Raw genomic sequence first — 26,086 nt, forward strand, 5'->3', positions numbered from 1 at the left:
TCGCGCCACTGATCGGACTATTTTGAACTTTAACCAACTCGGCTTGACCCCCGCGCTCTTGCGCGCTGTGGGCGACATGGGCTTGTACGCCCCCACCCCCATCCAGGCCGAGGCGATTCCTGCTGCCTTGAAATCTACCGACGTGTGGGCCACTGCGCCCACCGGCTCGGGCAAGACCTTGGCTTTTGCCTTGCCGCTGTTGCAACACTTGCTGGCCTCCCCGCGCCAGACCAACTTTCGCCGCCCCGTGCGCACGCTGGTGTTGGTGCCCACGCGTGAGCTGGCGGTGCAAGTGGGCGATGTGCTGGCCAATCTGGCTTACAAGCTGCCGCAGTCGCTCAAAGTGAACACCGTGTTTGGCGGCGTTTCGGTCAACCCGCAAATGATGGCGCTGCGCGGCGGGGCCGACATCGTGGTGGCCACGCCCGGCCGCTTGCTCGACTTGATCGACCAAAACGCCGTGCGCTTGGCCGATGTGCAGCACCTGGTGCTGGACGAAGCCGACCGCCTGCTGGATTTGGGTTTTTCGGATGAGTTGCAACGCGTGCTGGCGCTGCTGCCTGCCAAGCGCCAGACCTTGTTGTTTTCGGCCACCTTTGCGCCCGAAGTCGAAGCTTTGGCGGCCAAGTTGCTGCGCCAGCCCGTGCGCATCACCGTGGAGGCCTTTGAGGGTCACAAGCCCGACATCAGCCAACGCGCCATCGCGGTCGATGAGAAAAGCCGCACCGCCTTGCTGCGCCATTTAATTAAAGAAAACGTCTGGAAGCAGGTGCTGGTGTTTGTGGCCACGCGCTACGCCTGCGAGCATGTGGCGAACAAGCTCTACAAAGCGGGCGTGTTTGCCACGCCCTTCCACGGCGAGATGAGCCAAGGCGCACGCCAGGAAGTGCTGAGCGAATTCAAAGCAGGGCGCTGGGACGTGGTGGTCACCACCGACTTGGCCTCACGCGGGATCGACATCGCCATGCTGCCCGTGGTGGTCAACTACGACTTGCCACGTTCGGCCACCGACTACACCCACCGCATTGGCCGCACGGGCCGTGCCGGTGCGCATGGTGACGCGGTGAGCTTTGTCACCGCCGCCGCGCTGGCGCACTGGCAGCTGATTCAAAAACGCGAAAGCCTGGAACTGCCACTGGAGCAGGTCGCAGGCTTTGAGCAAACCGAAACCCCGCCACCGCCTTCACCCGGCAATGGGGGCATCAAGGGTTCGCGCCCCAGCAAGAAAGACAAATTGCGGGCTGCGGCAGCTGAGGCTTCGAACAAGCCCGATTAGGGCGAGGAATCGCCCCCTCCGGTTTTGTCATGCCCAACTTGATCGGGCATCCAGGGTTATGGGGTCATGGATACCCGCATGCGCGGGTATGACAGCTTCTTGTCATGCCCGGCTTGATCGGGCATCTAGGGGTTGGGGGTCATGGATACCCGTATCCACGGGTGTGACAGTTTCTTGTCATGCCCGACTTGATCGGGCATCCATTTCTTCGGGTTTTCTGAGGGTGCTAGCCTGGAAAATCAGGCGTTGTTCAGATCGTCGAAATGGTCTTCACCATCAGCTTGGTCTTGCGCTTTGAGGACGCGTACACCGTGCTTGCTCAAAATTTCCACATAGACCGACGTTGCGCCCGCCTTGGCTGCAGCGTCCACCGCCTCGATCACGGCGCTCACGCGCACCACCTCGGCGGTGTCGGCGTTCAGGCCCACTTTGCAGTCAAAGTCCCAAAAGTCCACGCCCTTGGGCACATCGCGGTTGCGCTCGCGTTTGAAGTATTTGCGGATCTCGTGCTTGACGGCTTCGAGCACGCGGTCGGGGTGCTTGCCTTCGGCTTGCAGGGGGAAGTTCTTTTTCATGGGGAGTCCAAGGGAATAGGCAAGCGCCCGGTCCGGACGTGAATGCAGGGGCGAATTATCGCCGGTTTAGTCGGCTTGCCCTGCGCGGTCAGGCCGATGGGCTTGTGCATATTGATGCATTCATGCAAAAATGTAGATATGCGCACTTCACTTGACATTCCTGATCCGCTGTTCAAGCACCTCAAAACCCGGGCCGCCCAAGAAGGTCGAACCCTGCGCGACCTGGTCATTGAGCTGGTCGAACGGGGTTTGACCGCCCGTGAGGTGGTGGACCCACAAAAGCGGTTTGAAGCCAGGCCCCCGGTCATTCCAAACCAGGGGCCATTGCAGCTGGATCTGAGCAAATTGACCAATGCCGATCTGTACGACCTGATCAACGAGGAAGACGATGAGCGAACCATCCAGCTCTTGGGGCGTGGCTGAGGCCTCTGCCAATTGGCGTCTGGCACCGGGCGATTTACCCGATGTGAATGTCTGGGTGGGGTTGTGCAGCGCAGCGCACCCGTTTCATGCGGCGGCCATGCGCTATTGGCAATCGGCTTGCGAGGCTGGAACGCCTTTGTGGTTTTGCCGTACCACCATGATGGGCTTGGTGCGGGTGCTCTCTCAGCCCCGTGCAATGGGGCCCAATGCTTTGAATTTGACGCAAGCCATGACCCTGTACCGGCAATGGCTGGACACGCCTGCAGTGGGTTTGTTGGCCGAGCCCCCAGGTTTGGATGACGCGATTGAGCAGCTGCTGGGGCGACGAGGCGAACCCCAACCCATTCGCTTGTGGACCGACTTGGGACTGGCGGCGACCGCCCAAAGTGCAGGCCTGCGCATGGTCACCTTTGACCGAGATTTCGAGCGTTTCGGTCTGGAGCGTTGCCTGATTTTGCAAAGGGAGTGAACCCCTTGGTCCTGGCCGGTCAGCGCCCCGACTGAAACCGGTACTTGAGCTGAAAGCTCAAAGCGCCATAGAGCCGGTCTTTCAGCGGTGGCACCAGCGCCACATTCAGGCCCCAGTGCCCGCTTTCCAGACTGGCGGTCGGGATGACGGCCAGGCGCTTCATGGTTCAGCTCAAAGGGTTTTGAACACGTCTGCCGCCACCCGCACGGTTTCAGCGATGTCGGCTTCGGTGTGGGCTGCGCTCACAAAACCAGCTTCGTAGAGCGCGGGGGCAATGTAGACGCCGCCATCAAGCAGACCATGGAACAGCATGTTGAACTTGGGGCTGTCGCTGGTCATGACCTTGGCGTAGTTTTGTGGCAGCTCGGGCAGCAGGAAAAAGCCGAACATGCCGCCTTGGCAGTCGGCGCTGAACGGCACGCCAGCCGACGCCGCAGCGCCTTTGAGACCATCCACCAGGCTTTGCGTGCGGGCGCTCAGGGCGTCCCAGAAGCCGGGCTTGGCGATCTCGCGCAGCGTGGTCAGGCCGCAAGCAGTGGCCACGGGGTTGCCACTGAGCGTGCCTGCCTGGTAGACCGGTCCGGTGGGAGCCAGTTGGCGCATGATCTCGCGGGGGCCGCCAAAAGCAGCCAGAGGCATGCCGCCGCCAATCACCTTGCCCAGCACCGTCATGTCGGGCTTGAAGCCGGGAATGGCTTGGGCGTAAACGCTTTGCGCGCTGCCCAAAGCCACGCGAAAGCCGGACATGACCTCGTCAAACACCAGCAGTGCGCCGTGTTCTGAGCACAGCTCACGGCAGCGCTTCATGAAGGGGACGCTGGCGCGAACAAAGTTCATATTGCCTGCAATGGGTTCGATCATCACGCAGGCCAAGTCCTTGCCGTGCAGGGCAAAGGCTTCTTCCAGTGCCGTGATGTTGTTGTATTCGAGGACCAGGGTGTCGCGCACCACTTCCGGGGGGACGCCCGCACTGGTCGGGTTGCCAAAGGTGGCCAAGCCCGAACCGGCTTTGACCAGCAGCGCGTCGGCGTGGCCGTGGTAGCAGCCTTCAAACTTGATGAACTTGCTGCGGCCTGTGGCACCGCGTGCCAGGCGCAGGGCGCTCATGCCTGCTTCGGTGCCCGAGCTGACCAAGCGCACCATCTCCATGGAGGGGACGTGCTTCAGGATTTCTTCGGCCAACTCGATTTCGCGTTCGGTGGGTGCGCCGAAAGAGAAACCGTCGAGCGCTGCTTTTTGCACCGCTTCGAGCACGGCGGGGTGGCCGTGGCCCAGGATCATCGGGCCCCAAGAGCCGATGTAGTCGATGTATTTCTGGCCGTTGGCGTCCCAAAAATAAGCGCCTTGTGCACGCTGCACAAAGCGGGGTGTGCCGCCCACGGCACGAAAGGCGCGAACGGGCGAGTTGACGCCACCAGGGATCACTTGGGCGGCGCGGTCAAAAAGGGTTTGGTTGCGATCGGTCATGTCAGGTCTCAAAGCTCAATGTTTGGTTTCGTTGAAGGGCACTTCAAAGTAATCGGCACCGGGGTGCACTTCTGGGCCTTCTTCTTCATCGGTTTCTTCGTCTTCAGGCAAGGCCCAAAACAGGCGGTCCGGAATGACTTGGCCCATGCCGGGCCGAAAACCTTCGTCCAGGCAGCGGTCAAGGTAATGCAGCGCTTCACTGGTGGCTTCGGGCAAGTCCATGCCGGTGGCCAACAAAGCGGCCAGCGCGGCGGTCAATGTGTCGCCAGCCCCGACAAATACGGCCTCGATGCGCTCGAATTTTTCGTGGTTCAGCACGGTTTCGGGGGAGGCCAGGGCGTTGTCGATGTGTTGCTCGGGCAGTGGCAGGCCCGTCACCAGCGTGTAGGGCACTCCCAATTCGGAGGCGGCTTTGGCGATGTCCCGGGGGCCGGGGTTGCGCTCGCCTGTCCATTCGGGCAACAACCAGCGGCGCAGGGTGCTGTGATGACCCACCAACACGCTGGTTTGTGGCAACAACAACTCACGGAACGCGTCCAGATAAGCGTCAATCTTGTCGTCTTCCCACCAGGACAGATTGGGCATGTAGGCCACGACCGGCACGCCGTCGTAATCGTCGGCAAGCGCGGCAATAACGGCCAAACTTTCAGGCGTTCCGACAAAGCCGACCTTGATCACTTGCACCGGCACGTCTTCGGCCACGGCGCGGGCCTGGTCGTTCACGGCTTCTTCGTCGAGTGGGTAGAAATCGGTGATGCTGCTGGTGTCGCGCACATAGGTGCCGGTGCAAACGGGCAGGCAATGCGCGCCCACCGAGGCCATGGCCGTGGCGTCGCAAGTCAGTCCGCCTGCACCGCTGGGGTCGTTGGCGTTGAAGGACAACACGCAGGCCAGACCGGCAGATTCATCCTCATCAAGGAGCATCTCGGTTTCAAGTGGGGATTCGGGTTTGTGATCGGTCATGGAAGGCGAATTGCAGGGGGCTTCAGATGGTCTTCAGCCGGGTACTCGGCTGGTCCCGATACAATCAAATCATTCTATTCGACTCTTTGATTGCGACACTGTGATGGAACACAAAACTTGGATGTGCCTGATTTGCGGCTGGATTTACGACGAAGCCGAGGGTGACCCCGAGCACGGCATTGCGCCGGGCACCAAATGGGAAGACGTGCCCATGAACTGGACATGCCCCGAGTGCGCTGCCCGCAAAGAAGATTTCGAGATGGTGGCGATCTGATCTGAACAGATCATCCACCCACACCCAGCCGTCTATTCAGACGGCTTTTTCTTGACCACCGCATACCTTTCCAGTGTTTTTTCACGGGCTTCGGCATGGTCCACGATGGGGTAGGGGTAGGTTTTTCCAATGACCACTTCGGCCGCTTGCAACTCAAGCGGCTTGGTCAGCCAAGGCGCATGCAGGTCTTTGGTGGACAAAGCGGCCAATTCGGGCACGTAGCGACGGATGAACTTGCCTTCAGGGTCAAACTTCTCGCTCTGGCTGATGGGGTTGAAGATGCGGAAATACGGCTGCGCATCGCACCCGCTGGAGCTGGCCCATTGCCAGCCGCCGTTGTTGGCTGATAGGTCAAAGTCGTTCAGGTGGGTGGCGAAGTACTTTTCGCCCCAGCGCCAGTCGATGCCCAAATCCTTGACCAAAAAGCTGGCCACCACCATGCGCAGGCGGTTGTGCATGTAGCCGGTCTGGTTGAGTTGGCGCATGGCTGCGTCCACCAAAGGGTAGCCCGTTCGCGCTTCGCACCAAGCGTCAAACAGTTTGTGGGCGTGCGGGCCGTGTTCCCAATGGATCGCGTTGTAGTCGGGTTTGAAGCTCTGGCCATGGCCCACATGGGCAAAGTTGTGCAGCACCTGCACATAAAAGTCGCGCCAGATCAGCTCGGACAGCCAAACACTGGCCCCTGTGCTGCCCGCCAGCATGCGCGGGTGCGCCTCGCGGGCCAATTGGCGAATCGACACGGTGCCAAAGCGCAAATGCACGCTCAAATAACTGGGGCCTTTGACAGCCGGGAAGTTGCGCGTGTCTTCGTATTGGTCGATGCGCGTCAAAAAGTCTTGCAGCAAGGCCTGGGCACCCGACTCGCCCGTCGGAATTTTCAGGGCTTTGAGGTTGGTGGGCTCAAACCCGATGGCTTGCAGGCTGGGCACGGGGTGCGCCAGGTCGTCAGGCCGTGGTGCCAGGCGTTTGGTCAGCGGGGCCACGTCAAAAGCCTGCAAGTCTTCAGGTGTGACTTTCTTCAGCCAGGCATTTTTGTAGGGCGTGAACACGCTGAAGGGCTTGGCCATTTGGGTGAGCACCTCGTTGCGCTCAAACACCACATGGTCCTTGAAGGTGTGCAGCACGATGCCGTGGTCGGCCAGGTGGCCGCGCACCTGAATGTCGCGTGCCAGCGCCAAGGGCTCGTCGTCGTGGTTGGCAAACACCGCTTGGGCTTGCAGGTGTTGGGCCAATTTGACGATTTTGTCTTGGGCCACGCCGTGGCGCACGATCAGGCCTGCCTGGGGGTGGCCGGCCAGCTCGCGCAATTGCACATCGACTTCGACCAGCGACTCGCGGATGAATTCGACCCGGCGGTCGGTGCGGGGCAGTGCGTCCAGGATCTCTGTGTCGAATACGAACACCACATGCACGCGCTGGCAGTGCTTCAGGGCCTGGTGCAGGGCGGCATGGTCACTCACGCGCAGGTCGCGCCGCAGCCAGACCAGACCACAAGAAAAAGGGGTTTCCATCAGGGTTTGCCAGGTTGGATCAATCAAGGCACCTTCAGCCCAACCCTCAGGGGCCAGACCGCTAAAATCGGTGCATGACAGATTGTGCCTCCATCGACCTCAAGCATCATTTCCTGATCGCCATGCCCGGGTTGGAGGACGAGACTTTTGCCCGCAGCGTGATCTATATGTGCGAACACAGCGCCCGTGGTGCCATGGGCCTGATCATCAATAAACCCGCCGACATCAGCATGCGCCTCTTGTTTGACAAGGTGGATTTGCCTTTGCGCCGCGAAGACCTGGTGCCAAACCCGGTGTCTCAGGGCGGCCCGGTGCAGACAGAACGGGGTTTTGTGCTGCACGACCCCGTGGTGGTGGAAAAGACCGAAGAGGGGGGGGGCTCCGTTTACGCCTCGACCCTGACCGTGCCAGGTGGTCTGGAGATGACCACTTCGCGCGATGTGCTTGAAGCCTTGTCTTCCGGGGCTGGGCCTCGCCGGGTGTTGATCACCTTGGGTTATTCGTCTTGGGGTGAGGGTCAGTTGGAGTCCGAGCTGGGCGAAAACACCTGGCTCACTGTGCCGGCGTCTGCCGAGGTGATTTTTGATGTGCCCATGGCCGAGCGCTACGATCGTGCGCTGGATCTGTTGGGCCTCAAAAGCTGGATGCTCTCGCCAGAAGCGGGGCACGCATGAGCGCCTTGCCTGAAAACACCGTTCCCGCCAATCAGCAAACCTTTCTGGCGTTTGACTACGGCCTCAAGCGCACAGGCGTGGCGGTGGGCAACCGGCTGATGAAAAGTGCCACGCCGCAAGGCACGATTGCCGCTGAGGGCGATGCCCGTTTTGAGCACATCGCCAAACGGATCAAAGAGTGGCAGCCCGACGCGCTGGTGATCGGCGTGCCTACCCACCCCGATGGCGGAGAACACGAGAACACCTTGCGTGCTCGCAAGTTTGGTCGCCAACTGCGTGGTCGATTTGGCTTGGTGGTGTACGAGGTGGACGAGCGTTACAGCACCACCGAGGCCCATTCGCAAGGCGCCAAAGACGCCGATGCCGCGGCGGCGGCCATCATTCTTGAACAATTTCTAAGGAGCCTCCCATGAGTGCCCTCGCTCTCAACGCCGAGGCGTTGTACCAAGAACTGCTGCGCGGGGCGCGCAGCCTGTGCCAGACCGACACCCGCTTGGTGGGCATCACCTCGGGTGGCGCCTGGCTGGCTCAGCGTCTGCAGCGCGACCTGGGCTTGGCCGGGGAATCAGGCCAAGTGTCCTCGGTCATGCACCGCGATGATTACGCCCAGCGCGGCCTGTCGGCCGGTGGTCAGACCAGCCTGCCCTTTGAGGTCGATGGCGCAGACATCCTGATTCTTGACGATGTGCTCTACACCGGCCGCACCATCCGCGCCGTGCTCAACGAACTCTTCGACTACGGCCGACCCGCCCGCGTGCAGCTGGCCGTGTTGGTGGACCGAGGTGGCCGCCAGTTGCCGGTGCAAGCCGACTACGCCGCCGCCCGAGTGGCCCTGCCCGAGACGCAATCGCTGGCGCTGGCCCGCGACGCAGAGGGGTGGTTCAGTTTTGAAGTGGAGAACAAAGCCTGACTGAGGTGAAAACAACATGCTCTACAAACGCAACAACCCCCAACTCAATAAAAACGGCGAGCTGATCCATCTGCTCTCCACCGAAGGCCTGTCCAAGGACATCCTGACCCACATCCTCGACACGGCGCAGGGCTTTGTGAGTGTCAACGACCGCGAGGTCAAGAAGGTGCCTCTCTTGCGTGGCAAGAGCGTGTTCAACCTGTTCTTCGAGAACAGCACCCGCACCCGCACCACTTTTGACATCGCGGCCACGCGCCTGTCGGCCGATGTCTACACGCTCGACATTGCGCGCTCTTCGGCCAGCAAAGGCGAGTCGCTGCTCGACACCATCGCCAACCTGAGCGCCATGGCCGCCGACATCTTTGTGGTGCGCCACAGCGAGTCGGGCGCACCCTACCTGATCGCCCAGCACGTGGCGCCCCATGTGCACGTGGTCAACGCCGGTGACGGGCGCCACGCCCACCCCACCCAGGCGCTGCTGGACATGTACACCATCCGGCACTACAAAAAAGACTTCTCCAACCTCACCGTGGCCATCGTGGGCGATGTGCTGCACTCGCGTGTGGCCCGCTCGGACATCCACGCGCTGACCACGCTCGGCTGCGCCGAAGTGCGTGTGGTCGGCCCCAAAACGCTGGTGCCCGCCGACATGGCTCAGATGGGCGTGCGTGTCTTCAACAACCTCGAAGAGGGCATCAAGGACTGTGATGTGGTCATCATGCTGCGCCTGCAAAACGAGCGCATGAGTGGCGCGCTGCTGCCCTCCAGCCAAGAATATTTCGAGAGCTTTGGCCTCACGCCCGAGAAGCTGCAACTGGCCAAGCCCGATGCCATCGTCATGCACCCCGGCCCAATCAACCGCGGGGTTGAAATCGACTCGGCGGTGGTCGACGGCCAGCAAAGCGTGATCTTGCCGCAGGTGACCTTTGGCATCGCCGTGCGCATGGCGGTGATGAGCATCGTGGCCGGCAACGAGGCATAAGGACAAGAACATGAAGATCCTGATTCAAAACGGCCGCGTCATCGACCCCGCCAGCGGCTTCGATAAAACCGCCGATGTGGCGATCGCGGCGGGTCGCATCGTGGCGGTAGGCCAAGCGCCTGCCGACTTCACGCCCAACCGCGTGATCGACGCCAAGGGCTGCATCGTGGCCCCTGGGTTGGTGGACTTGGCGGCGCGCCTGCGCGAACCCGGGCAGGAACACGCGGGCATGCTGGAGAGCGAAATGGCTGCGGCTGTCGCTGGGGGTGTGACCAGCCTGGTCTGCCCGCCCGACACCGAGCCGGTATTGGACGAACCCGGCCTGGTCGAGATGCTGCGTTACCGCGCAGAAAAACTGCACCAGGCCCGTGTGCTGCCTTTGGGTGCACTCACCGTGGGCCTCAAAGGCGATGTGCTGACCGAAATGGGCCAGCTCACGGCCGCCGGTTGCGTGGGCTTCAGCCAGGCCGAGGTGCCGATCGCCAGCACCCAGGTGCTGCAACGCGCCTTGCAATACGCCAGCACCTTTGGCTATGCCGTGTGGCTGCGCCCACAAGAGCTGCACCTGGGCAAGGGCGTGGCCGCCAGCGGACCGCTGGCCACGCGCATGGGTTTGTCGGGTGTGTCGGTGGCGGCCGAGACGATCGCCTTGCACACCATTTTTGAACTGGTCCGGTCCACGCAAGCCCGTGTGCACCTGTGCCGCATCAGCAGTGCAGCGGGCGTGGCGCTGGTGCGTCAGGCCAAAGCCGAGGGCTTGCCGGTCACCGCTGACGTGAGCATCAATTCGCTGCACCTGACCGATGCCGACATGGGCTACTTTGACAGCCGCGCGCGCCTGACGCCTGTGCTGCGCCAGCAGCGTGACCGTGACGCTCTGCGTGCGGGTCTGGCCGATGGCACGCTGGATGCATTGGTGTCTGACCACACCCCGGTTGATGCCGATGCCAAAGCCCTGCCATTTGCCGAAGCCGAACCCGGTGCCACTGGCATGGAATTGCTTTGGAGTCTGGCGCTCAAGTGGGGTCAGGATGCTGGCTTGTCCTTGACCCAGGTCATCTCGCGTATCACCGCAGATCCTGCGCGTGTGCTGGGCAAGTCGCTGGGCACTTTGCAAGGCTCTGTGGGCCAGTTGGCGGTGGGGGGCGTGGCCGACGTCTGTCTGCTGTCAGACCAAGGCCATTGGCCTGTGACTTCTGCTGCTTTGCGCAGCCAGGGCAAGAGCACGCCTTTCTCGGGTTACGAGCTGCCTGGCCGCGTTGTGGTCACCTTGGTCGGTGGCCATGTGGCGTTTGATGCGCATTGATCGTTTGTTTTGCGATTTCGGAGTGACATGCGAACGCTGAGCGCCATCTGGAAACTGGTGCGCGGCCTGTGGCATGTGCTGATCGGCATGTGGACGATTTACGTCCGATTTCCCCAGCTCGGCCCCGGGCAGCGTGAAATGCGGGTGCAAGCTTGGGCTTTGCAGTTCTTGGCGCTTTGGAATATTCACCTTCAGGTGCGGGGCAAGCCGGTGCTCAATGGTCCGGCATTGATCGTGTCCAACCACATTTCATGGTTGGACATTTCCGTGATCCATGCGGCCCGGCATTGCCGCTTTGTCTCCAAGTCAGACATCCGGGAGTGGCCTTTGGTGGGTACTTTGGCCACAGGCGCAGGGACTCTCTATATTGAACGCACCAGTCGCAAAGACGCCCTGCGCATGGTCAAGGACATGGCCGATGCCATGAAAAATGGCGATGTTGTGGCGGTTTTTCCTGAGGGCACAACCAGCGACGGTCGCGATTTGCTGCCCTTTCACGCCAACCTGATTCAGTCAGCGATTCAGGCCGAAGCCCCTGTGCAGCCGATGTCACTCCAGTTCATCGATGCCCAAAGTGGGCAGCCGAGTTTTGCGCCTTGCTACATCGGCGATGACACTTTGTTGGGCTCCATCTGGCGCACGCTGACCGCCCCGCGCATCACGGCGGTGGTCCATTTTGGTGAGTTGCAACATGCCGAAGGCCGTGATCGCCGCGCTTGGGCCCATGCCTTGCGCGAAGAGGTGATCCGATTGCGGGATGCTGTCAATTGAGGGCCATGACCTGCTCGTCAATGGCGCTGTTCAACAGATCCGTCGTGCGATTTTCTGAATGGGCGAGGACGGGTCAATGTCCAGCCATTCGTGCAGCATGCCTTGCCGAATCACCGCTTTGCCCGTGAGTATCGGGCCGGTGTAATAAGTCAAGTGCAAAACCCGGGCCATTTTCAAACGGTAATTGAGCTGAACTTGTGAGTGGATGGACAGGTGGGCTTACCGTCGCCTGTGGTTTGCGGTTTCTTGTAATCCAAGGCACTCCACACCGTTTTTCGCTCATTTTCTTCGGTGATGGATTGAGCGTCGATGTAGAACAAGCCTTGGTCATTGAGCATGAGGGCCTCTCACTTGGTGCTGGCCTCAGCGCCTCGACACAAGAAAAGCGACAAAACCATCAGGTCCGGCGGTTGAGCAATTGAGAGGCCAGCAGCACCATGGCCTGGCGGTGTGCGTTGTCTGGCAGTTGCATGGCGGCATCGATGGCGCGTTGGGCCTCCGATGCCGCGGCATTGCGTGTGGCTTCCAATGCGCCGGTTTCGCGCACGATGGCCGCGATCTCAGCCAACTGCTCGACGCTGCCGGTTTCGATGGCTTCGCGAACGGTCTTGCGCTGGGCCTCGCTGCCGCGTTGCATGGCCAAAATCAGCGGCAGGGTGGCCTTGCCTTCACGCAAGTCATCCCCCAAGTTTTTGCCCATTTCAGCGGCATTCCCGTCGTAGTCGAGCACGTCGTCGATGACTTGAAACGCCGTACCCAAAGCCTGCCCGTAGTCAGCGCAAGCCGCCTCAACAGCGGCCGAGCTGCCTGCCAAAATCGCCCCCAAACGGGCACTGGCTTCGAACAACTTGGCTGTTTTGGAGCGGATCACCCGCAAATAGCCTTCTTCGTCGAGTGAGGCGTCGTGCATGTTCATCAGTTGCAGCACTTCGCCCTCGGCGATCACGTTGGTGGCATCGGCCAGTGTTTGCATGACCCGCATGCTTTCGGCGTCCACCATCATCTGGAAGGCACGCGAATACAAAAAGTCGCCCACCAGCACGCTGGCCGGGTTGCCAAAGCTTTCGTTGGCCGTGGGACGGCCGCGTCGCAGGGTGGATTCGTCCACCACATCGTCGTGCAGCAGGGTCGCCGTGTGAATGAACTCAACCACGGCAGCCAGGTTGTGGCGTTGTGTCCCGGTAAAACGCAAGGCGCCGCAAGTCAACAGCAAAAGCACGGGACGCAGGCGTTTGCCGCCAGCTGAAATGATGTAACGTGCCACCTCGCCAACCAAGGGCACACCTGAATCCAGTCGCTGGGCGATAACCCGGTCGACTTCGGCCATGTCGGGTGCCACCAGTTCTAGAACGGTGGCGGTGCTGTGATCGGAGGCAGACAAATGGAATATCCGGCTGGGTTACCCGGCTGGGCCGAGTCTGGAAAGGACGAGGGTGGGACACGTTTTGAATGTGCACACATTATAGGGACCGCGTTTGTCAGTCCTGCTTTGAGAGATCGGCGGGGCCGCAGAATTTGCCTGATGGGTTGGATCGTGCTAGAATCTTCGGTTCCTTGGGGATTAGCCCTTGGAAACTTCCATTCAAAGAGGTCATTTATGTACGCGGTCATAAAAACCGGTGGCAAACAGTATCGTGTTGTCGCTGGCGAAAAAATTAAAGTAGAACAGATTGCTGCGGACGTTGGCCAGGAAATCGTGATTGATCAAGTTTTGGCCGTCGGTACCGGCGCTGAACTCAAGATCGGCACGCCCCTGGTGTCCGGCGCCACAGTCAAAGCCACAGTTTTGGCGCATGGCAAGCACGACAAAGTGCACATCTTCAAGATGCGCCGTCGCAAGCACTATCAGAAACGTCAGGGTCACCGCCAGCAGTTCACCGAACTGCAAATCGGCGCGATCTCTGCCTGAGGAGAATAGGTCATGGCACAGAAAAAAGGCGGCGGCTCTACGCGCAACGGTCGTGATTCCAAGCCAAAGATGCTGGGTGTCAAGGCTTTCGGTGGTGAACTGATCAGCGCTGGCTCGATCATCGTTCGTCAACGTGGTACCAAGTTCCATGCTGGCAACAATGTCGGTATCGGCAAAGACCACACTTTGTTTGCCCTGGTTGACGGCCACGTGTCGTTTTCCACCAAAGGTGAGCTCTGCAAGCACATGGTCAACGTGACGCCGGCTGTTTAAGCCTGTCTCGCCCATTGCGAAGAGGAGCCCCGCAAGCCGGGGCTTTTCGCATTTTGGCTCGCTGGTAATTTGACGGCAAGCCCCAAGCTACACTGGAAATCTCATGAAGTTCGTTGACGAAGCCTATATTGACATCTCCGCAGGTGACGGCGGGAACGGCTGCGTCTCGTTCCGCCATGAAAAGTACAAGGAATTCGGTGGCCCCAACGGGGGCGATGGCGGTCGTGGTGGGCATGTGTTCGCCTTTGCCGACATCAACCTGAATACCTTGGTGGATTACCGCTATTCGCGTCGCCACGAAGCCAAGCGTGGCCAGCACGGCATGGGCTCTGACATGTTTGGTGCTGCCGGAGATGACGTCACCCTCAAAATGCCCGTGGGCACCATCATCACTGACGCCGAAACCGGCGAAGTGCTTTATGAATTGCTGGTGCCGGGCGAAACCATCATGATCGCCAAGGGCGGTGACGGTGGTTTTGGCAACATGCGCTTCAAAAGCGCCATCAACCGTGCCCCGCGTCAGAAAACGCCCGGCTGGCTCGGTGAAAAGAAAGAACTCAAGCTGGAGCTGAAGGTGCTGGCCGACGTCGGCTTGCTGGGCATGCCCAACGCGGGCAAGTCGACCTTCATCGCGGCCGTCTCCAACGCCCGCCCCAAGATTGCCGATTACCCTTTCACCACCTTGCACCCCAATTTGGGTGTGGTCCGCGTGGGCCCTGAGCAAAGTTTTGTGGTGGCCGATGTGCCAGGTTTGATCGAAGGTGCGTCCGAAGGCGCAGGCTTGGGGCACTTGTTTTTGCGCCACTTGCAGCGCACCCGTTTGCTGCTGCATGTGGTTGACTTCGCGCCGTTTGATGAGAACGTTGACCCAGTGCAACAAGCCAAAGCCATCGTGGCCGAGCTCAAAAAATACGATCCAGGTCTTTACAACAAGCCGCGCTGGCTGGTGCTCAACAAGCTGGACATGGTGCCCGCCGACGAGCGTGAAGCCCGTGTCAAGGACTTCATCAAGCGCATGCGCTACAAAGGCCCGGTTTTCCAGATTTCGGCCTTGACACGCGAAGGTTGCGAGCCGCTGATCAAAGAAATCTACAAGCACATCCGTGCCCAGCAGATCATTGAGCAAGGTGTTGTGGACATTGACCCCCGATTCAAGGAGCAGGACAAGCCGCAAGAGCCCGATGCCGATGATCCACGGTTCAAGGCCATGCCTTCGGACTCCGAGTAACACGGCGTTTCGCGCCGGATTTTGCCGCCTGCTGTTTCAACGCCAAGCACACACCCGAGCATGACCTCTCCTGCCGTTTCCACCCTGTTGCGTGACGCCCGTCGCATCGTTGTCAAAGTGGGCTCCAGCTTGGTGACCAACGAGGGCCGGGGCTTGGACGAGGGTGCGATTGGTGAATGGTGTCGCCAGATGGCGCTGCTCAGCGCTCAGGGCAAAGAGGTGGTGATGGTCTCCAGTGGCGCGATTGCCGAAGGCATGAAGCGTCTGGGCTGGACCACCCGCCCGAGCGAAGTCCCCGCCTTGCAGGCGGCCGCAGCCGTGGGCCAAATGGGCCTGGCGCAAATGTACGAAACCAAGCTGCGCGAAAACGGCATGGGCAGTGCCCAGGTCTTGTTGACGCATGCAGACTTGGCTGATCGTGAGCGCTACCTCAATGCCCGCTCCACCTTGCTGACTTTGTTGCAGCACCGTGTGTTGCCGGTCATCAACGAAAATGACACGGTCGTCAACGACGAGATCAAGTTTGGCGACAACGACACCTTGGGTGCATTGGTCGCCAACCTGATCGAAGCCGATCTACTGGTCATCCTGACCGACCAAAAGGGCCTGTACACCGCTGATCCGCGCAAAGACCCTGCAGCCACCTTTGTGCACGAGGCCCGTGCCGGTGACCCGGCGCTCGAAGCCATGGCGGGCGGTGCGGGTTCGAGCATTGGCAAGGGCGGCATGATCACCAAAATCCTGGCGGCCAAACGGGCTGCAGGCTCTGGGGCATCCACGGTGATTGCCTGGGGGCGCGAACCCGATGCCCTGCTGCGCTTGTGTCAGGGCGACAACATGGGCACTTTGCTGGTGGCCCAAACCGCCAAGCAGCAAGCGCGCAAGCAGTGGATGGCCGACCACTTGCAGTTGCGCGGTTCGGTCACGGTGGATGCTGGGGCCGCCCACAAGGTGCTGAACGAAGGCAAGAGTTTGTTGCCCATCGGCATGAATGGGGTGTCGGGTGATTTTTCGCGCGGTGACGTGATCGCCATCCGCGATGAACAGGGCGCTGAAATCGCCCGCGGTCTGGCCAATTACGCCAGCGCCGAGGCCCGTTTGTTGTGCCGCAAGCCCTCGCACGAATACGAAGCTTTGCTGGGTTACACCGCCGAGCCGGAAATGGTGCACCGCGACAACCTGATCCTCAGTCGTTGACACCAACCATGACGGCTTGCCGCCGATGGCACGCAAAAAAGCCCACTTGAAGTGGGCTTTTTAATGTCTGCTCGCCTCGATCACCCTTGCGGATTGGGATCAAAGCTGGCACCCGGAGGCAACTCCATGTGCGGTGGAGGCTGCATTTCCATGCTGCCGTTGTCTGCATCCATGCCTTCGCGTGGACCACGAGAGCCGCCGCGCAAATAACGGTTTTGCCGGTCATTGCGAGGCAGAAAGCGCGCCAACTCGGTCAGCGCCATTTCGTACACGCCGCGCTTGAACTCCACCACCACATCCAGTGGCACCCAGTAGTCGTTCCAGCGCCAGGCGTCGAACTCGGGGTGGTCGGTGGCGCGCAGGTTCAAGTGGTGGTCGTGCGTGACCATCTGCAGCAGAAACCAGATCTGTTTCTGGCCTTTGTAAAAGCCGCGTGCATCCCTTCGGATGAAGCGGTCTGGCACCTCATAGCGCAACCAGTCACGGGTTCGGGCCACGATGCGCACATGCTCCGGGTGGAGCCCCACTTCTTCGTGCAGTTCACGGAACATGGCCTGTTCAGGGCTTTCACCCCGGTCAATGCCACCCTGCGGAAACTGCCAGCTGTGGGTGCGTATGCGCTTGCCCCAGAAAACCTGATTTCTCTGGTTGAGCAGAATGATGCCGACGTTCGGCCTAAAGCCTTCACGGTCAAGCATAATCAACCTCAAATTTTTAAATTGTGTCCATTATGCACGCCGCACCAGCGCTCGCTCTTGGATGTTTCCCTGATGCCCTTGTCAAGATAGTCTGCCGCGATGAAAGCCTCCCAGTTCCTCATTTCCACCCTCAAAGAAGCCCCAGCGGACGCGGAAGTTGTCAGCCATAAGCTGATGACCCGCGCCGGCATGATCAAGAAGCTGGGCGCAGGCATTTACAACTACATGCCCATGGGTTTGCGCGTGATCCGCAAGGTCGAGGCCATTGTGCGTGAAGAGATGAACCGCGCAGGCGCGATTGAGATGACCATGCCCGTGGTGCAGCCCGCCGAGCTGTGGCAAGAGACCGGCCGCTTTGACAAGATGGGCCCGGAATTGCTGCGCATCAAGGACCGCCACGGCCGCGATTTCGTGATCCAACCGACCAGCGAAGAAGTCGTGACCGACGTGGTGCGCCAGGAAGTGCGCAGCTACAAGCAGCTGCCCAAAAACTTCTACCAAATCCAAACCAAGTTCCGCGACGAGCGCCGCCCGCGTTTTGGCCTGATGCGTGGCCGTGAATTCATCATGAAAGATGCCTACAGCTTTGACCGCGACATGGTCAGCGCCAAGGCCAGCTACCAGGTGATGGCCGCCGCTTACCGCAAGATTTTTGACCGCTTTGGCCTGACTTACCGCGCCGTGGCCGCCGACAGCGGCGCCATCGGGGGCGACCTGAGCGAAGAGTTCCAGGTGATTGCCGCCACCGGCGAAGACGCCATCGTCTACTGCCCGACCAGCAGCTACGCCGCCAACATCGAAAAAGCCGAGGCCCTGGCACCCAGCCAGCCACGCGGCGCAGCCACCCAAGCTCTGAGCAAAACGCCCACGCCCGGCAAGAGCACCTGCGAAGACGTGGCCGCCTTGCTGAACGTGCCGCTGTCTACCACCGTCAAGTCGTTGGTGTTGGCCACCGACACCCTGAACGAGCAGGGCGAGATCGTCAAATCCCAAGTTTGGCTCTTGCTGCTGCGCGGTGACCACGACATGAACGAGGTCAAAGTCGGCAAGCTGCCCGGCATGGAAGGCGGTTTCCGTTTTGCCACCCTGGCCGAAATCGAAGAGCACTTCGGTTGCAAGCCGGGTTACCTCGGCCCCCTGAACCTGAAGAAGCCCGTGCATCTGGTGGCAGACCGCGACGTGGCCGTCATGGCCGACTGGATTTGTGGTGCCAATGAGCCAGACTTTCACATCACCGGCGTCAACTGGGGCCGCGACCTGCCCGAGCCCGCTTTGGTGGCCGACATCCGCAATGTGGTGGCAGGCGACAAGTCGCCCGACGGCCAAGGCGAGCTGGCCATTGAGCGCGGCATCGAAGTGGGCCATGTGTTTTATTTGGGCACCAAGTATTCCAAGGCCATGAACGCCACCTTCTTGGACGAAAACGGCAAGCCTCAGTTCCTAGAAATGGGTTGCTACGGCATTGGCGTGACACGCCTGCCCGCAGCCGCCATCGAGCAAAACCACGACGAGCGCGGCATCATCTGGCCCGACGCGATTGCACCTTTCACGGTGGTGGTCTGTCCCATCGGTATGGACCGCAGCGAAGCGGTCAAGGACGAGGCCGAGCGCATCTACGTTGCCTTGTTGGCCGACGGCGTGGACGTGATCCTGGACGACCGTGGCGAGCGCCCCGGAGCGATGTTTGCAGACTGGGAACTGATCGGTGTGCCGCACCGCGTCACCATTGGCGACAAGGGACTGAAAGACGGGTTGGTTGAATACCAGCACCGCCGCGATGCTGAAGCGTCCAAGGTGGCTGTTTCAGACATCTTGGCGCACATCAAGAGCCGCATGTCGGCTTGATCTGATCAGTCTTTGGTCGCGTGGCGCTGTACGCACGCGATATAGGCTTCGCCGTCAGGCATGCGCCCTGAGCGCTGGCTTTCGTGGACCATCCGGCCCAGGCAGTCCATGGCTCGGTGGTGGGCGTCGTGCAATGAGTTGAGTCGGTGTGTGAGCAATTCGACCGACTGACGAATTCCACGTGGTTGGTCAATGCTACATTGCTCGCTGATGGACAGGTGCATCGATAGGTGCAAAAACGCGTTTTCGCGGCTGGGATCGACATGGTGCATGCTGGCCAGCGCCGCATCGACATCCGCCAGTTCGGCATGGTATTCGGGGTGTTCGTCGATCCACTGGCTGACGAGCATTTCCATGGGTTCGAGCGGAGCAGCGGTCTTGGCCTTGGCATAGACGCCGCAAAAAAAGCGCCGGACATCGGCTTGTGAGGGTTGGATCAGCATGGGGGAATTGTCCTCTGTCTTGGCGGGGTAGCCTGCGGGCAGCGCCAGCCTCTGTTCAGACGGGTTAAGACCTAGAATCAATTCAGTCGAACACCGAAGCATGCAATAAAATGCATCCAACTTAATTCCGGAGACTTAAAACATGAACCAAGCCTACATTTGCGACGCCATCCGTACCCCCTTTGGCCGTTACGGCGGCGCTTTGAGCAGCGTGCGCACCGACGATCTGGGCGCCGTGCCCCTGCGCGCCCTGATGGCCCGCAACCCCAATGTGGACTGGGCTGCTGTGACCGATGTGCTTTACGGCTGCGCCAACCAGGCCGGTGAAGACAACCGCAACGTGGCCCACATGGCCAGCTTGCTGGCCGGTTTGCCCATCGACGTGCCTGGTGCAACCATCAACCGCTTGTGCGGCTCGGGTCTGGACGCCATTGGCACCGCCGCGCGTGCCATCAAGGCCGGTGAAGCCGGTTTGATGATCGCGGGTGGTGTCGAGAGCATGAGCCGCGCCCCGTTTGTGATGCCCAAGGCCGAAACGGCCTTCAGCCGCAACAACGCGGTCTACGACACCACCATTGGCTGGCGTTTTGTCAACAAGTTGATGAAGGCCCAGTACGGCGTGGACTCGATGCCCGAGACGGCCGAGAACGTGGCCACCGACTACAAAATTGAACGAGAAGCGCAAGATCTGATGGCCTACAACAGCCAGCTGCGCGCCGTGGCCGCCATCAAGGCCGGGCACTTGGCCCGCGAGATTGTGGGCGTGAGCATTCCCCAGAAAAAGGGGGACGCGATCATTGTTGACACCGACGAACACCCCCGCGAAACCAGCCTTGAAGCACTGGCCAAGCTCAAAGGCGTGGTGCGCCCGGACGGCACGGTGACCGCAGGCAATGCCTCTGGCGTCAACGACGGCGCTTGCGCCTTGCTGCTGGCCGACGAAGCCACGGCCGCCAAAAACGGCCTGACACCCAAAGCCCGCATCGTGGGGATGGCCACAGCCGGTGTGGCCCCGCGTGTGATGGGCATTGGCCCCGCGCCCGCAACGCTCAAGGTGCTGGCGCAAACCGGCCTGACCATCGACCACATGGACGTGATCGAGCTGAACGAAGCCTTTGCCGCGCAAGGGTTGGCCGTGCTGCGCATGTTGGGTCTGAAAGACGATGATGCCCGCGTGAACGCCTGGGGTGGTGCGATTGCTTTGGGTCACCCGCTGGGTGCATCTGGCGCCCGATTGGCCACCACGGCTATCAACCGCCTGCAACAGACAGCGGGCCGCTACGCGCTGTGCACCATGTGCATCGGCGTAGGGCAGGGCATCGCGTTGATCATCGAGCGCGTTTGATGCACGGCCCCCGGATCAAGTCCGGGGTGAAGTGACCTCTGGCCACCAGCCCCTTCTGGGGCTTTTTTGTGCCTGCTCGAGTTCTTCGGGGCTGACTTCGATTTCCATGCGCAAGAGGGCAGCGCCCATGGCTTTGCCCAAGTTGTCCAGACGCAGGTTGCGAGCGCCACCGCCTTGCAATGCGCCATGCAAAACGAACTTCATGGCCAGGATATTGGGCAATGGCCAAGCATCGACCTGGCCGGGCAGCCAGGGCGCAAAGTGGGCTTGTACTTTGGCGGCGGTCACTTCTCGTGCAAGGATGCGGTAGCCCGCTTCGTTCCAGGCGAACAGGCCAAAGTCCACCCAGTCGGCTTTGTCGCCGCTGCGGGCGTGGGCCAGTTGAACCAGCGGAATGCGCAGGGCGGTGTTCATGCTTGCACCTCCAGCATTTCAACGTGTGCTTTCACAAGATGTCGATCGATGAGCGTAGGCCAAATGCCCAACAATTCACTGCTGCTGTTCATGCCCTGAAAGCCGCAGGTGTAGGCCGGCCCACTCAGGGCCATCCAGGGAAAGAGCCTGCCAAAGCCATCCGCAGCGGTCTTGCTGGGTGTGCGCAACACCATGCGCACCCAGATCTCATGCCGTTCGTTGAGTTCGGCCGTGGTGGGCAAAGGTGCCAAAGCACCATGCGCGGAGTTCAGGCCTGGGTACTCCACAAACAATTCATCAAAAGGGATTTTTCGTTCACGCAACTGCGTGCGGACGATCGCTTCAGCCGCTTGCACTTTGTCCCAGGCATCAGGCCAAGAAAATCCCCAGGTGACGTCGGCTTTGAAGCCCTCTTTGAAGCCCGCCACGACCTTGAGCTGTGGAGTGGGTGCGCTGCCTTGAGCACCCGTCAAGCGCACGCGGTTGTCGCCCTCATCAGCCAATTCAATCTGCCCCATGTCGAGCACGACGTCGGGTGAAAAATAGGCGTGTGGGTTGTGCACTTCGTACAGCAGTTGTTGGCGCACGGTGTCAAAGTTCACCAAACCGCCTGTGCCGGGTGCTTTAGTGATGATGGCTGTGCCATCGGCAAAAACCTCGGCAATCGGGTAGCCGATGTGGCTCAGATCGGGGATGTTTTGCCAATGGCTTTGGTCGCCAAAATTGCCGCCGCTGCCCTGACCCGAACATTCCAATAAATGTCCCACCGTGAGGCCCTGGGCCAGTCGGTTGAAATCTTGCGCAGAAGCGGCGTCGCTCAGCTTCCAGCCCAGAGCATGGACCAACGGTCCCAAAAAAAGTGCTGCATCGGCCACACGCCCTGTGATCACGATGTCGGCCCCCTGGTCCAACGCGTCAACGATGGGTTGTGCGCCCAAGTAAGCGTTGCCAAAGACCAGGCGCTCGCGCACGCTGTTCACATCGGCACCGTTCATCATGTGGTCAAAGCGAGTCTGCCCATCTTGTAGCTTGTCCAGCACGTCGTCACCCGACACCACGGCAATGCGTGGATGCCAGCCTTGCGTTGCCAAGGCAGTGCGTACGGCATGTGCTGCACCCATCGGGTTCAAGCCCCCTGCGTTGCAAACAAAGCGAACACCACGCGATTGCATCAAGGGCCACAGACGCAGGAGCATGGGCACCACATCGCGGGCGTAACCCAGGCTCGGGTCTCGTTGCCGGTCTTTTTGCAGGATGGCCAGGGTGAGCTCTGCCAGATGGTCGCTGGCGATGAATTGCACTTCCCCGCGCTCGATGCTGGCGACCACGGGCTCCCAGTTGTCGCCATAAAACCCCAAGCCAGAACCAATGCGTATGGATTGCGTCATGCGCCCATCTTGCTGCCTCTCATGTGACTGTGGATGGGGGACAACCCCTAGGGTCAGTCTCGTGAAAGACATACACAATCGCACGACCGTTCGCAAATGCAGTTGCGGCTTTTCAAAGTCGCAACGTGCAAGGTAAAACGGCAGAAGTACAAAAAAGGAGACAAGCGTGCAATTGCTGCAACTGCTGATCAGCGGGATAGCTCAGGGCTGTATCTATGGACTCATTGCCCTGGGTTTTGTGCTGATCTACAAGGCCACTGAAACGGTGAGCTTTGCCCAGGGCGACCTGATGATGGTCGGGGCCTTCGCGGGCCTTGGCGCCATGACGTGGCTGGGTTTTCCGTTCTGGGTCTCGGTGCCTGCCGCCATCGTGGCCATGGGCGTGTTTGGCGTCTTGCTCGAACGCTTGGTCATTCGCCCCATCTTGGGGCAACCCGCTTTTTCCATCGTGATGCTGACCATTGGGGTGGGCTATGTGCTGCGCGGCCTGATCACCATGATCCCCGATGTGGGCACCGACACCCACACCATGCCCGTGCCCTATGCCGGGCAGGTCTTGCAGATGGGTTCATTGGTGGTCGCGGCCGAGCAGCTGGTGGTGATCGCCTTCACCACGGTGTTGTGCCTGGGCCTGTTTGCCATGTTCAAGTACAGCAAGCTGGGCATCGCCATGCAGGCTTCTTCTCAGAACCAGTTGGCGGCCTATTACATGGGTATTCCGGTCCAAAGCCTCAACGGCTTGGTCTGGGGCTTGGCGGCCGGTGTTGCGGCGGTGGCGGGTTTGCTTTTGGCACCCATCACCTTTGTGCACGCCAACATGGGCTTCATCGGTCTCAAGGCTTTTCCTGCGGCCGTCGTGGGAGGCTTTGGCAGTTTGCCGGGCGCCATCGTGGGTGGCTTGGTGATCGGCATCGTCGAATCGCTGTCGGGGTTTTACCTGCCCGAAGGCTTCAAGGACATCGCCCCCTACATCGTGGTCTTGCTCATGCTGGTGCTCAAGCCCAACGGCTTGTTCGGCGAAAAACTGCGCAAGAAAGTCTGAGGCCCGAGCATGCGATTCATATTCAAAACCCAATACAACCAAGACATCACGCTCGCCAAGCATGGTGGTCATGTCTTCTGGTACAGCTTGCTGGCCCTGTTCCTGATTGCGGCTCCTTGGGTAGTGGCCGAGTACTGGCTGGCCCAATTGACCTTTGTGTTGATCTACGCGGTGGTGGGCCTCGGGCTGATGCTGCTGGCAGGATTCACGGGCTTGTTCTCCATGGGGCATGCGGCCTTTTTGGGGGTGGGGGCTTACACCGAAGCGGTGATGGTGAATGCCGGTGTGCCTTTTCCGCTGGCGCTGATTTGCGCCGGGTTGTTCTCTGCCATCGCGGGTGTGGTGGTGGGCTTGCCCGCGCTTCGTGTCAAAGGCATTTACCTGGGCATGGCCACTTTGTCGTTTGGCTTCATCGTTGAAGAAGGCATTGCCCGCTGGGAACACATGACTGGCGGCAACGCCGGCCTGAGCGTCAACCCCCCGGCCATGCTGGGCTGGACACTGGACAGCACGGAAGAGTTTTATTTCTTGTGCTTGGTGGTGGCGGTGGGGGCCACGCTGGCCATCCTGAATCTGCTGCGCTCGTCCACTGGGCGGGCATTCGTGGCCATTCGCGATTCCGAAATCTCGGCGCAAAGCATGGGCATCCACCTGGCCCGCTACAAAACCTTGTCATTTGCCTTGTCGGCAGCGCTGGCGGGCATTGGTGGCGCTTTGTATGCGCACAAGATCCAGTTCCTCTCGCCCGACCAGTTCAACATCATTCAGTCGATTGACTTGCTGTTGATGGTGGTGATTGGTGGTTTGGGCTCGGTGCATGGGGCCTTCCTGGGCGCGATCTTTTTGATCGTGATGCCCCAACTGATTGCCATGGGCAAAGACTTTTTGCCCGCCGCCATCGGTGGTGCCACAGGCTTGCAGGGCACGGTCTACGGCATCGTGCTGATTGCCTTTGTGTTGTTTGAACCGCTGGGTCTGTATGGCCGCTGGCTCAAGGTGCGCACCTGGTTCCAGTTGTTCCCGTTTTACCGCCGTGGCATGTTCAAACGCCAGAAATCCTTCCAGAAGTCGGACCGCCTCAAATGAACGACGACATCCTCCTTTCTGCTCAAAACCTGAGCGTCCGCTTTGGCGGTGTGCTCGCCGTGAACAGCGTCAGTTTTGACGTCAAGCGCGGCGAAGTCTTCACCCTGATTGGCCCCAACGGTGCAGGCAAGACCACGGTGTTCAACCTGATCAGCCGCATCTACACCCCCACCACCGGCACCATCGACTATGCGGGGCCTGAGGGCACGCTGCGTTTGACCGACCAGCCGGCGCACAACATCGCAGGACTGGGCATTGCCCGCACCTTCCAGAACATCGAGCTGTTCGAGCACGCCACCGTGCTGCAAAACCTGTTGATTGGTCGCCACACGCACCGCAAAACGGGTTTGTGGAGCGAAATGTTTTTCAGCAGAAAAACCCGCGCGGCCGAAATCGAAGCGCGTGAAAAGGTTGAAGAAGTCATCGACTTTTTGGACCTGCAACACCACCGCGATTCAATGGTGGCGGGCTTGCCCTACGGTGTGCGCAAGGTGGTCGAGTTGGCCCGTGCCCTGTGCACAGAGCCCAAGCTGTTGTTGCTGGACGAGCCTTCATCGGGTCTGAACGTCGAAGAAACAGAAGACATGGCTTTCTGGATTTCTGACATCCAGCATGAACTCGGCATTTCGGTGCTGATGGTCGAGCACGACATGGGCCTGGTGTCCAAAGTCTCTGACCGCGTGCTGGCCATGAGCCAGGGCCAAGAGCTGGCCACGGGCACGCCCGCTCAGGTGCAAAGCGACCCCGGTGTCATCGAAGCCTATCTGGGCTCGGTGGACGATGTGTCCAGCCTGCGCCGCGAAAACCACACAGCGGAGGCCGCATGAACACCGCCGTGAACGACGACAACATCGTCCTCAAACTGCTCAACGTGGAAAGCGCCTATGGCCCGATCAAGGCCATCCGGGGCGTGAGCCTGCAGGTCAAAAAAGGCGAAATCGCCACCGTGCTGGGCTCCAACGGGGCGGGCAAGACCACCATCCTCAAAACCATCAGCGGCATCATTGATCCGCGCAAGGGCTCGGTGGAGTTCAAAGGCCAAAACATCACTGCGATGGACCCGGCGCTTATCGTGCAAAGTGGGCTCATGCATGTGCCTGAAGGCCGTGAAGTGTTCCCGCTGCTGTCGATCCGCGACAACTTGCTGATGGGCGCTTTCACCCGCAACGACCGCGATGGCGTGGCCCGCGACATGGAAGTGGTGTTCAATTACTTCCCGATCTTGCGCGAACGTGCCGCACAAGACGCAGGCTTGCTCTCGGGCGGCCAGCAGCAGATGTTGGCGATCAGCCGTGCGCTCATGGCCAACCCCGATCTGATCTTGCTCGATGAACCCAGCTTGGGCTTGAGTCCGAAGCTGACCAAAGAGATTTTTGAGATCGTGGTGCGCATCAACCGCGAACGCGGCACCACCATCTTGTTGGTCGAGCAAAACGCCAACATGGCGCTCAATGCCTCGGACTACGGCTATGTGCTTGAAAACGGCCGCATCGTGATGGAAGACACCTGTGCCCGCTTGCGTGAAAAGGACGACATCAAGGAGTTCTATCTGGGCATGAAGGAAGAAGGCGTGCGCGCCGACCGCCGCTGGAAAAAGAAGAAAACCTGGAGATAAGA

Annotated in this window: 30 protein-coding genes and 1 pseudogene; 20 read left to right on the plus strand and 11 right to left on the minus strand. The window is 60.3% G+C overall.

The window, feature by feature from the left end; genetic code table 11:
• Window positions 1-22 precede the first annotated feature (22 nt).
• Window positions 23-1,276, plus strand: coding sequence for a DEAD/DEAH box helicase (locus B9Z37_RS08525; protein WP_108312613.1), 1,254 nt, complete (start codon window positions 23-25; stop codon window positions 1,274-1,276).
• Between the two features lie 239 nt (window positions 1,277-1,515).
• On the opposite strand, the gene B9Z37_RS08530 is transcribed toward B9Z37_RS08525, so the two are convergent.
• On the minus strand, window positions 1,516-1,851 hold the full coding sequence (locus B9Z37_RS08530) for a DUF6172 family protein (protein ID WP_108312614.1): 336 nt from the start codon (window positions 1,849-1,851) through the stop codon (window positions 1,516-1,518).
• Between the two features lie 138 nt (window positions 1,852-1,989).
• Between B9Z37_RS08530 and B9Z37_RS08535 the strand changes: the two genes are divergently transcribed.
• Both B9Z37_RS08535 and B9Z37_RS08540 read left to right on the plus strand, forming a co-directional pair.
• The gene (locus tag B9Z37_RS08535; RefSeq protein ID WP_108312615.1) at window positions 1,990-2,274 is read left to right on the plus strand and encodes a hypothetical protein; all 285 of its coding nucleotides are present in this window, start codon (window positions 1,990-1,992) and stop codon (window positions 2,272-2,274) included.
• Window positions 2,240-2,743 (plus strand): TA system VapC family ribonuclease toxin, encoded by a 504-nt coding sequence (locus tag B9Z37_RS08540; RefSeq protein WP_108312616.1) that lies wholly within the window; start codon window positions 2,240-2,242, stop codon window positions 2,741-2,743. The genes B9Z37_RS08535 and B9Z37_RS08540 overlap by 35 nt, the downstream gene beginning before the upstream one ends.
• Before the next feature lie 19 nt (window positions 2,744-2,762).
• On the opposite strand, the gene B9Z37_RS14475 is transcribed toward B9Z37_RS08540, so the two are convergent.
• Genes B9Z37_RS14475 through thiD form a run of 3 tightly spaced genes read right to left on the minus strand, consistent with a single transcriptional unit; the run spans window position 2,763 to window position 5,173 of the window.
• On the minus strand, window positions 2,763-2,906 hold the full coding sequence (locus B9Z37_RS14475) for a hypothetical protein (RefSeq protein ID WP_167394352.1): 144 nt from the start codon (window positions 2,904-2,906) through the stop codon (window positions 2,763-2,765).
• 8 nt (window positions 2,907-2,914) lie between these two features.
• Window positions 2,915-4,210 carry a glutamate-1-semialdehyde 2,1-aminomutase gene (gene hemL, locus B9Z37_RS08545; protein WP_108312617.1) on the minus strand — a complete coding sequence of 432 codons (1,296 nt, stop codon included), beginning with the start codon at window positions 4,208-4,210 and terminating at the stop codon, window positions 2,915-2,917.
• 15 nt (window positions 4,211-4,225) lie between these two features.
• The gene (thiD, locus tag B9Z37_RS08550) at window positions 4,226-5,173 is read right to left on the minus strand and encodes a bifunctional hydroxymethylpyrimidine kinase/phosphomethylpyrimidine kinase (protein WP_108312618.1); all 948 of its coding nucleotides are present in this window, start codon (window positions 5,171-5,173) and stop codon (window positions 4,226-4,228) included.
• Window positions 5,174-5,276: 103 nt separating this feature from the next.
• Here thiD and B9Z37_RS08555 point away from each other — a divergent pair, with 103 nt between their 5' ends.
• Window positions 5,277-5,447, plus strand: a complete 171-nt coding sequence (locus B9Z37_RS08555; protein WP_019427587.1) for a rubredoxin — start codon at window positions 5,277-5,279, stop codon at window positions 5,445-5,447.
• A gap of 32 nt (window positions 5,448-5,479) precedes the next feature.
• Here the strand turns inward: B9Z37_RS08555 and B9Z37_RS08560 are convergent, their stop codons facing one another.
• The gene (locus B9Z37_RS08560) at window positions 5,480-6,958 is read right to left on the minus strand and encodes a cryptochrome/photolyase family protein (protein ID WP_108312619.1); all 1,479 of its coding nucleotides are present in this window, start codon (window positions 6,956-6,958) and stop codon (window positions 5,480-5,482) included.
• Window positions 6,959-7,032: 74 nt separating this feature from the next.
• Here B9Z37_RS08560 and B9Z37_RS08565 point away from each other — a divergent pair, with 74 nt between their 5' ends.
• The 6 genes from B9Z37_RS08565 to B9Z37_RS08590 are packed head-to-tail and all read left to right on the plus strand — an operon-like array spanning window position 7,033 to window position 11,601.
• The gene (locus tag B9Z37_RS08565; RefSeq protein WP_108312620.1) at window positions 7,033-7,632 is read left to right on the plus strand and encodes a YqgE/AlgH family protein; all 600 of its coding nucleotides are present in this window, start codon (window positions 7,033-7,035) and stop codon (window positions 7,630-7,632) included.
• Window positions 7,629-8,045, plus strand: coding sequence for a Holliday junction resolvase RuvX (gene ruvX / locus B9Z37_RS08570; RefSeq protein WP_108312621.1), 417 nt, complete (start codon window positions 7,629-7,631; stop codon window positions 8,043-8,045). The genes B9Z37_RS08565 and ruvX overlap by 4 nt, the downstream gene beginning before the upstream one ends.
• Window positions 8,042-8,542, plus strand: a complete 501-nt coding sequence (gene pyrR / locus B9Z37_RS08575; RefSeq protein ID WP_108312622.1) for a bifunctional pyr operon transcriptional regulator/uracil phosphoribosyltransferase PyrR — start codon at window positions 8,042-8,044, stop codon at window positions 8,540-8,542. The genes ruvX and pyrR overlap by 4 nt, the downstream gene beginning before the upstream one ends.
• A 16-nt stretch (window positions 8,543-8,558) precedes the next feature.
• Window positions 8,559-9,524, plus strand: a complete 966-nt coding sequence (locus B9Z37_RS08580) for an aspartate carbamoyltransferase catalytic subunit (protein WP_108312623.1) — start codon at window positions 8,559-8,561, stop codon at window positions 9,522-9,524.
• Between the two features lie 10 nt (window positions 9,525-9,534).
• Window positions 9,535-10,830, plus strand: coding sequence for a dihydroorotase (locus B9Z37_RS08585; protein WP_108312624.1), 1,296 nt, complete (start codon window positions 9,535-9,537; stop codon window positions 10,828-10,830).
• A gap of 27 nt (window positions 10,831-10,857) precedes the next feature.
• Window positions 10,858-11,601 carry a lysophospholipid acyltransferase family protein gene (locus tag B9Z37_RS08590; RefSeq protein WP_108312625.1) on the plus strand — a complete coding sequence of 248 codons (744 nt, stop codon included), beginning with the start codon at window positions 10,858-10,860 and terminating at the stop codon, window positions 11,599-11,601.
• 30 nt (window positions 11,602-11,631) lie between these two features.
• Here the strand turns inward: B9Z37_RS08590 and B9Z37_RS14740 are convergent.
• A pseudogene (locus tag B9Z37_RS14740) lies at window positions 11,632-11,939 on the minus strand (surface-adhesin E family protein).
• A 59-nt stretch (window positions 11,940-11,998) separates the two neighbouring features.
• A complete protein-coding gene (locus B9Z37_RS08595; protein WP_108312626.1) occupies window positions 11,999-12,982 on the minus strand; it encodes a polyprenyl synthetase family protein in 984 nt (327 codons plus the stop codon).
• A gap of 216 nt (window positions 12,983-13,198) precedes the next feature.
• Between B9Z37_RS08595 and rplU the strand changes: the two genes are divergently transcribed.
• From rplU to proB, 4 genes are all read left to right on the plus strand, one after another.
• A complete protein-coding gene (gene rplU / locus B9Z37_RS08600; protein ID WP_019426390.1) occupies window positions 13,199-13,510 on the plus strand; it encodes a 50S ribosomal protein L21 in 312 nt (103 codons plus the stop codon).
• Between the two features lie 12 nt (window positions 13,511-13,522).
• Window positions 13,523-13,783: a 50S ribosomal protein L27 gene (gene rpmA, locus B9Z37_RS08605; RefSeq protein WP_108312627.1), complete on the plus strand. Its 261-nt coding sequence runs from the start codon at window positions 13,523-13,525 to the stop codon at window positions 13,781-13,783.
• Between the two features lie 103 nt (window positions 13,784-13,886).
• Window positions 13,887-15,011 (plus strand): Obg family GTPase CgtA, encoded by a 1,125-nt coding sequence (gene cgtA, locus B9Z37_RS08610; protein WP_108312628.1) that lies wholly within the window; start codon window positions 13,887-13,889, stop codon window positions 15,009-15,011.
• 60 nt (window positions 15,012-15,071) lie between these two features.
• A complete protein-coding gene (gene proB / locus B9Z37_RS08615) occupies window positions 15,072-16,208 on the plus strand; it encodes a glutamate 5-kinase (RefSeq protein ID WP_108312629.1) in 1,137 nt (378 codons plus the stop codon).
• Window positions 16,209-16,288: 80 nt separating this feature from the next.
• Here proB and B9Z37_RS08620 read toward each other — a convergent pair whose 3' ends face one another.
• Window positions 16,289-16,906, minus strand: coding sequence for an RNA pyrophosphohydrolase (locus B9Z37_RS08620; protein WP_108287734.1), 618 nt, complete (start codon window positions 16,904-16,906; stop codon window positions 16,289-16,291).
• 99 nt (window positions 16,907-17,005) lie between these two features.
• Between B9Z37_RS08620 and B9Z37_RS08625 the strand changes: the two genes are divergently transcribed.
• Window positions 17,006-18,751, plus strand: a complete 1,746-nt coding sequence (locus tag B9Z37_RS08625) for a proline--tRNA ligase (RefSeq protein ID WP_108312630.1) — start codon at window positions 17,006-17,008, stop codon at window positions 18,749-18,751.
• A 5-nt stretch (window positions 18,752-18,756) separates the two neighbouring features.
• Here B9Z37_RS08625 and B9Z37_RS08630 read toward each other — a convergent pair whose 3' ends face one another.
• Entirely contained in the window at window positions 18,757-19,191 is a 435-nt protein-coding gene (locus B9Z37_RS08630) for a DUF1841 family protein (protein WP_205872582.1), read from the minus strand.
• 145 nt (window positions 19,192-19,336) lie between these two features.
• Between B9Z37_RS08630 and pcaF the strand changes: the two genes are divergently transcribed.
• On the plus strand, window positions 19,337-20,539 hold the full coding sequence (gene pcaF / locus B9Z37_RS08635) for a 3-oxoadipyl-CoA thiolase (protein ID WP_108312632.1): 1,203 nt from the start codon (window positions 19,337-19,339) through the stop codon (window positions 20,537-20,539).
• Window positions 20,540-20,554: 15 nt separating this feature from the next.
• Here the strand turns inward: pcaF and B9Z37_RS08640 are convergent, their stop codons facing one another.
• Both B9Z37_RS08640 and B9Z37_RS08645 read right to left on the minus strand, forming a co-directional pair.
• Entirely contained in the window at window positions 20,555-20,953 is a 399-nt protein-coding gene (locus B9Z37_RS08640) for an AtuA-related protein (protein ID WP_108312633.1), read from the minus strand.
• Window positions 20,950-22,341, minus strand: coding sequence for an acyclic terpene utilization AtuA family protein (locus B9Z37_RS08645; protein ID WP_108312634.1), 1,392 nt, complete (start codon window positions 22,339-22,341; stop codon window positions 20,950-20,952). Before B9Z37_RS08645 ends, B9Z37_RS08640 begins: the two co-directional genes overlap by 4 nt.
• 166 nt (window positions 22,342-22,507) lie before the next feature.
• On the opposite strand from B9Z37_RS08645, the gene B9Z37_RS08650 reads away from it, so the two are divergent.
• The 4 genes from B9Z37_RS08650 to B9Z37_RS08665 are packed head-to-tail and all read left to right on the plus strand — an operon-like array spanning window position 22,508 to window position 26,084.
• On the plus strand, window positions 22,508-23,383 hold the full coding sequence (locus tag B9Z37_RS08650) for a branched-chain amino acid ABC transporter permease (RefSeq protein WP_108312635.1): 876 nt from the start codon (window positions 22,508-22,510) through the stop codon (window positions 23,381-23,383).
• Window positions 23,384-23,392: 9 nt separating this feature from the next.
• Complete coding sequence (locus tag B9Z37_RS08655) at window positions 23,393-24,469, plus strand: branched-chain amino acid ABC transporter permease (protein WP_108312636.1); 1,077 nt, start codon at window positions 23,393-23,395, stop codon at window positions 24,467-24,469.
• Window positions 24,466-25,296: an ABC transporter ATP-binding protein gene (locus B9Z37_RS08660; protein ID WP_108312637.1), complete on the plus strand. Its 831-nt coding sequence runs from the start codon at window positions 24,466-24,468 to the stop codon at window positions 25,294-25,296. Before B9Z37_RS08655 ends, B9Z37_RS08660 begins: the two co-directional genes overlap by 4 nt.
• Window positions 25,293-26,084, plus strand: coding sequence for an ABC transporter ATP-binding protein (locus B9Z37_RS08665; RefSeq protein WP_108312638.1), 792 nt, complete (start codon window positions 25,293-25,295; stop codon window positions 26,082-26,084). Before B9Z37_RS08660 ends, B9Z37_RS08665 begins: the two co-directional genes overlap by 4 nt.
• Window positions 26,085-26,086 lie beyond the last annotated feature (2 nt).

The organism is Limnohabitans parvus II-B4, assembly GCF_003063455.1.
In the GTDB taxonomy this organism is placed as follows: domain Bacteria; phylum Pseudomonadota; class Gammaproteobacteria; order Burkholderiales; family Burkholderiaceae_C; genus Limnohabitans_A; species Limnohabitans_A parvus.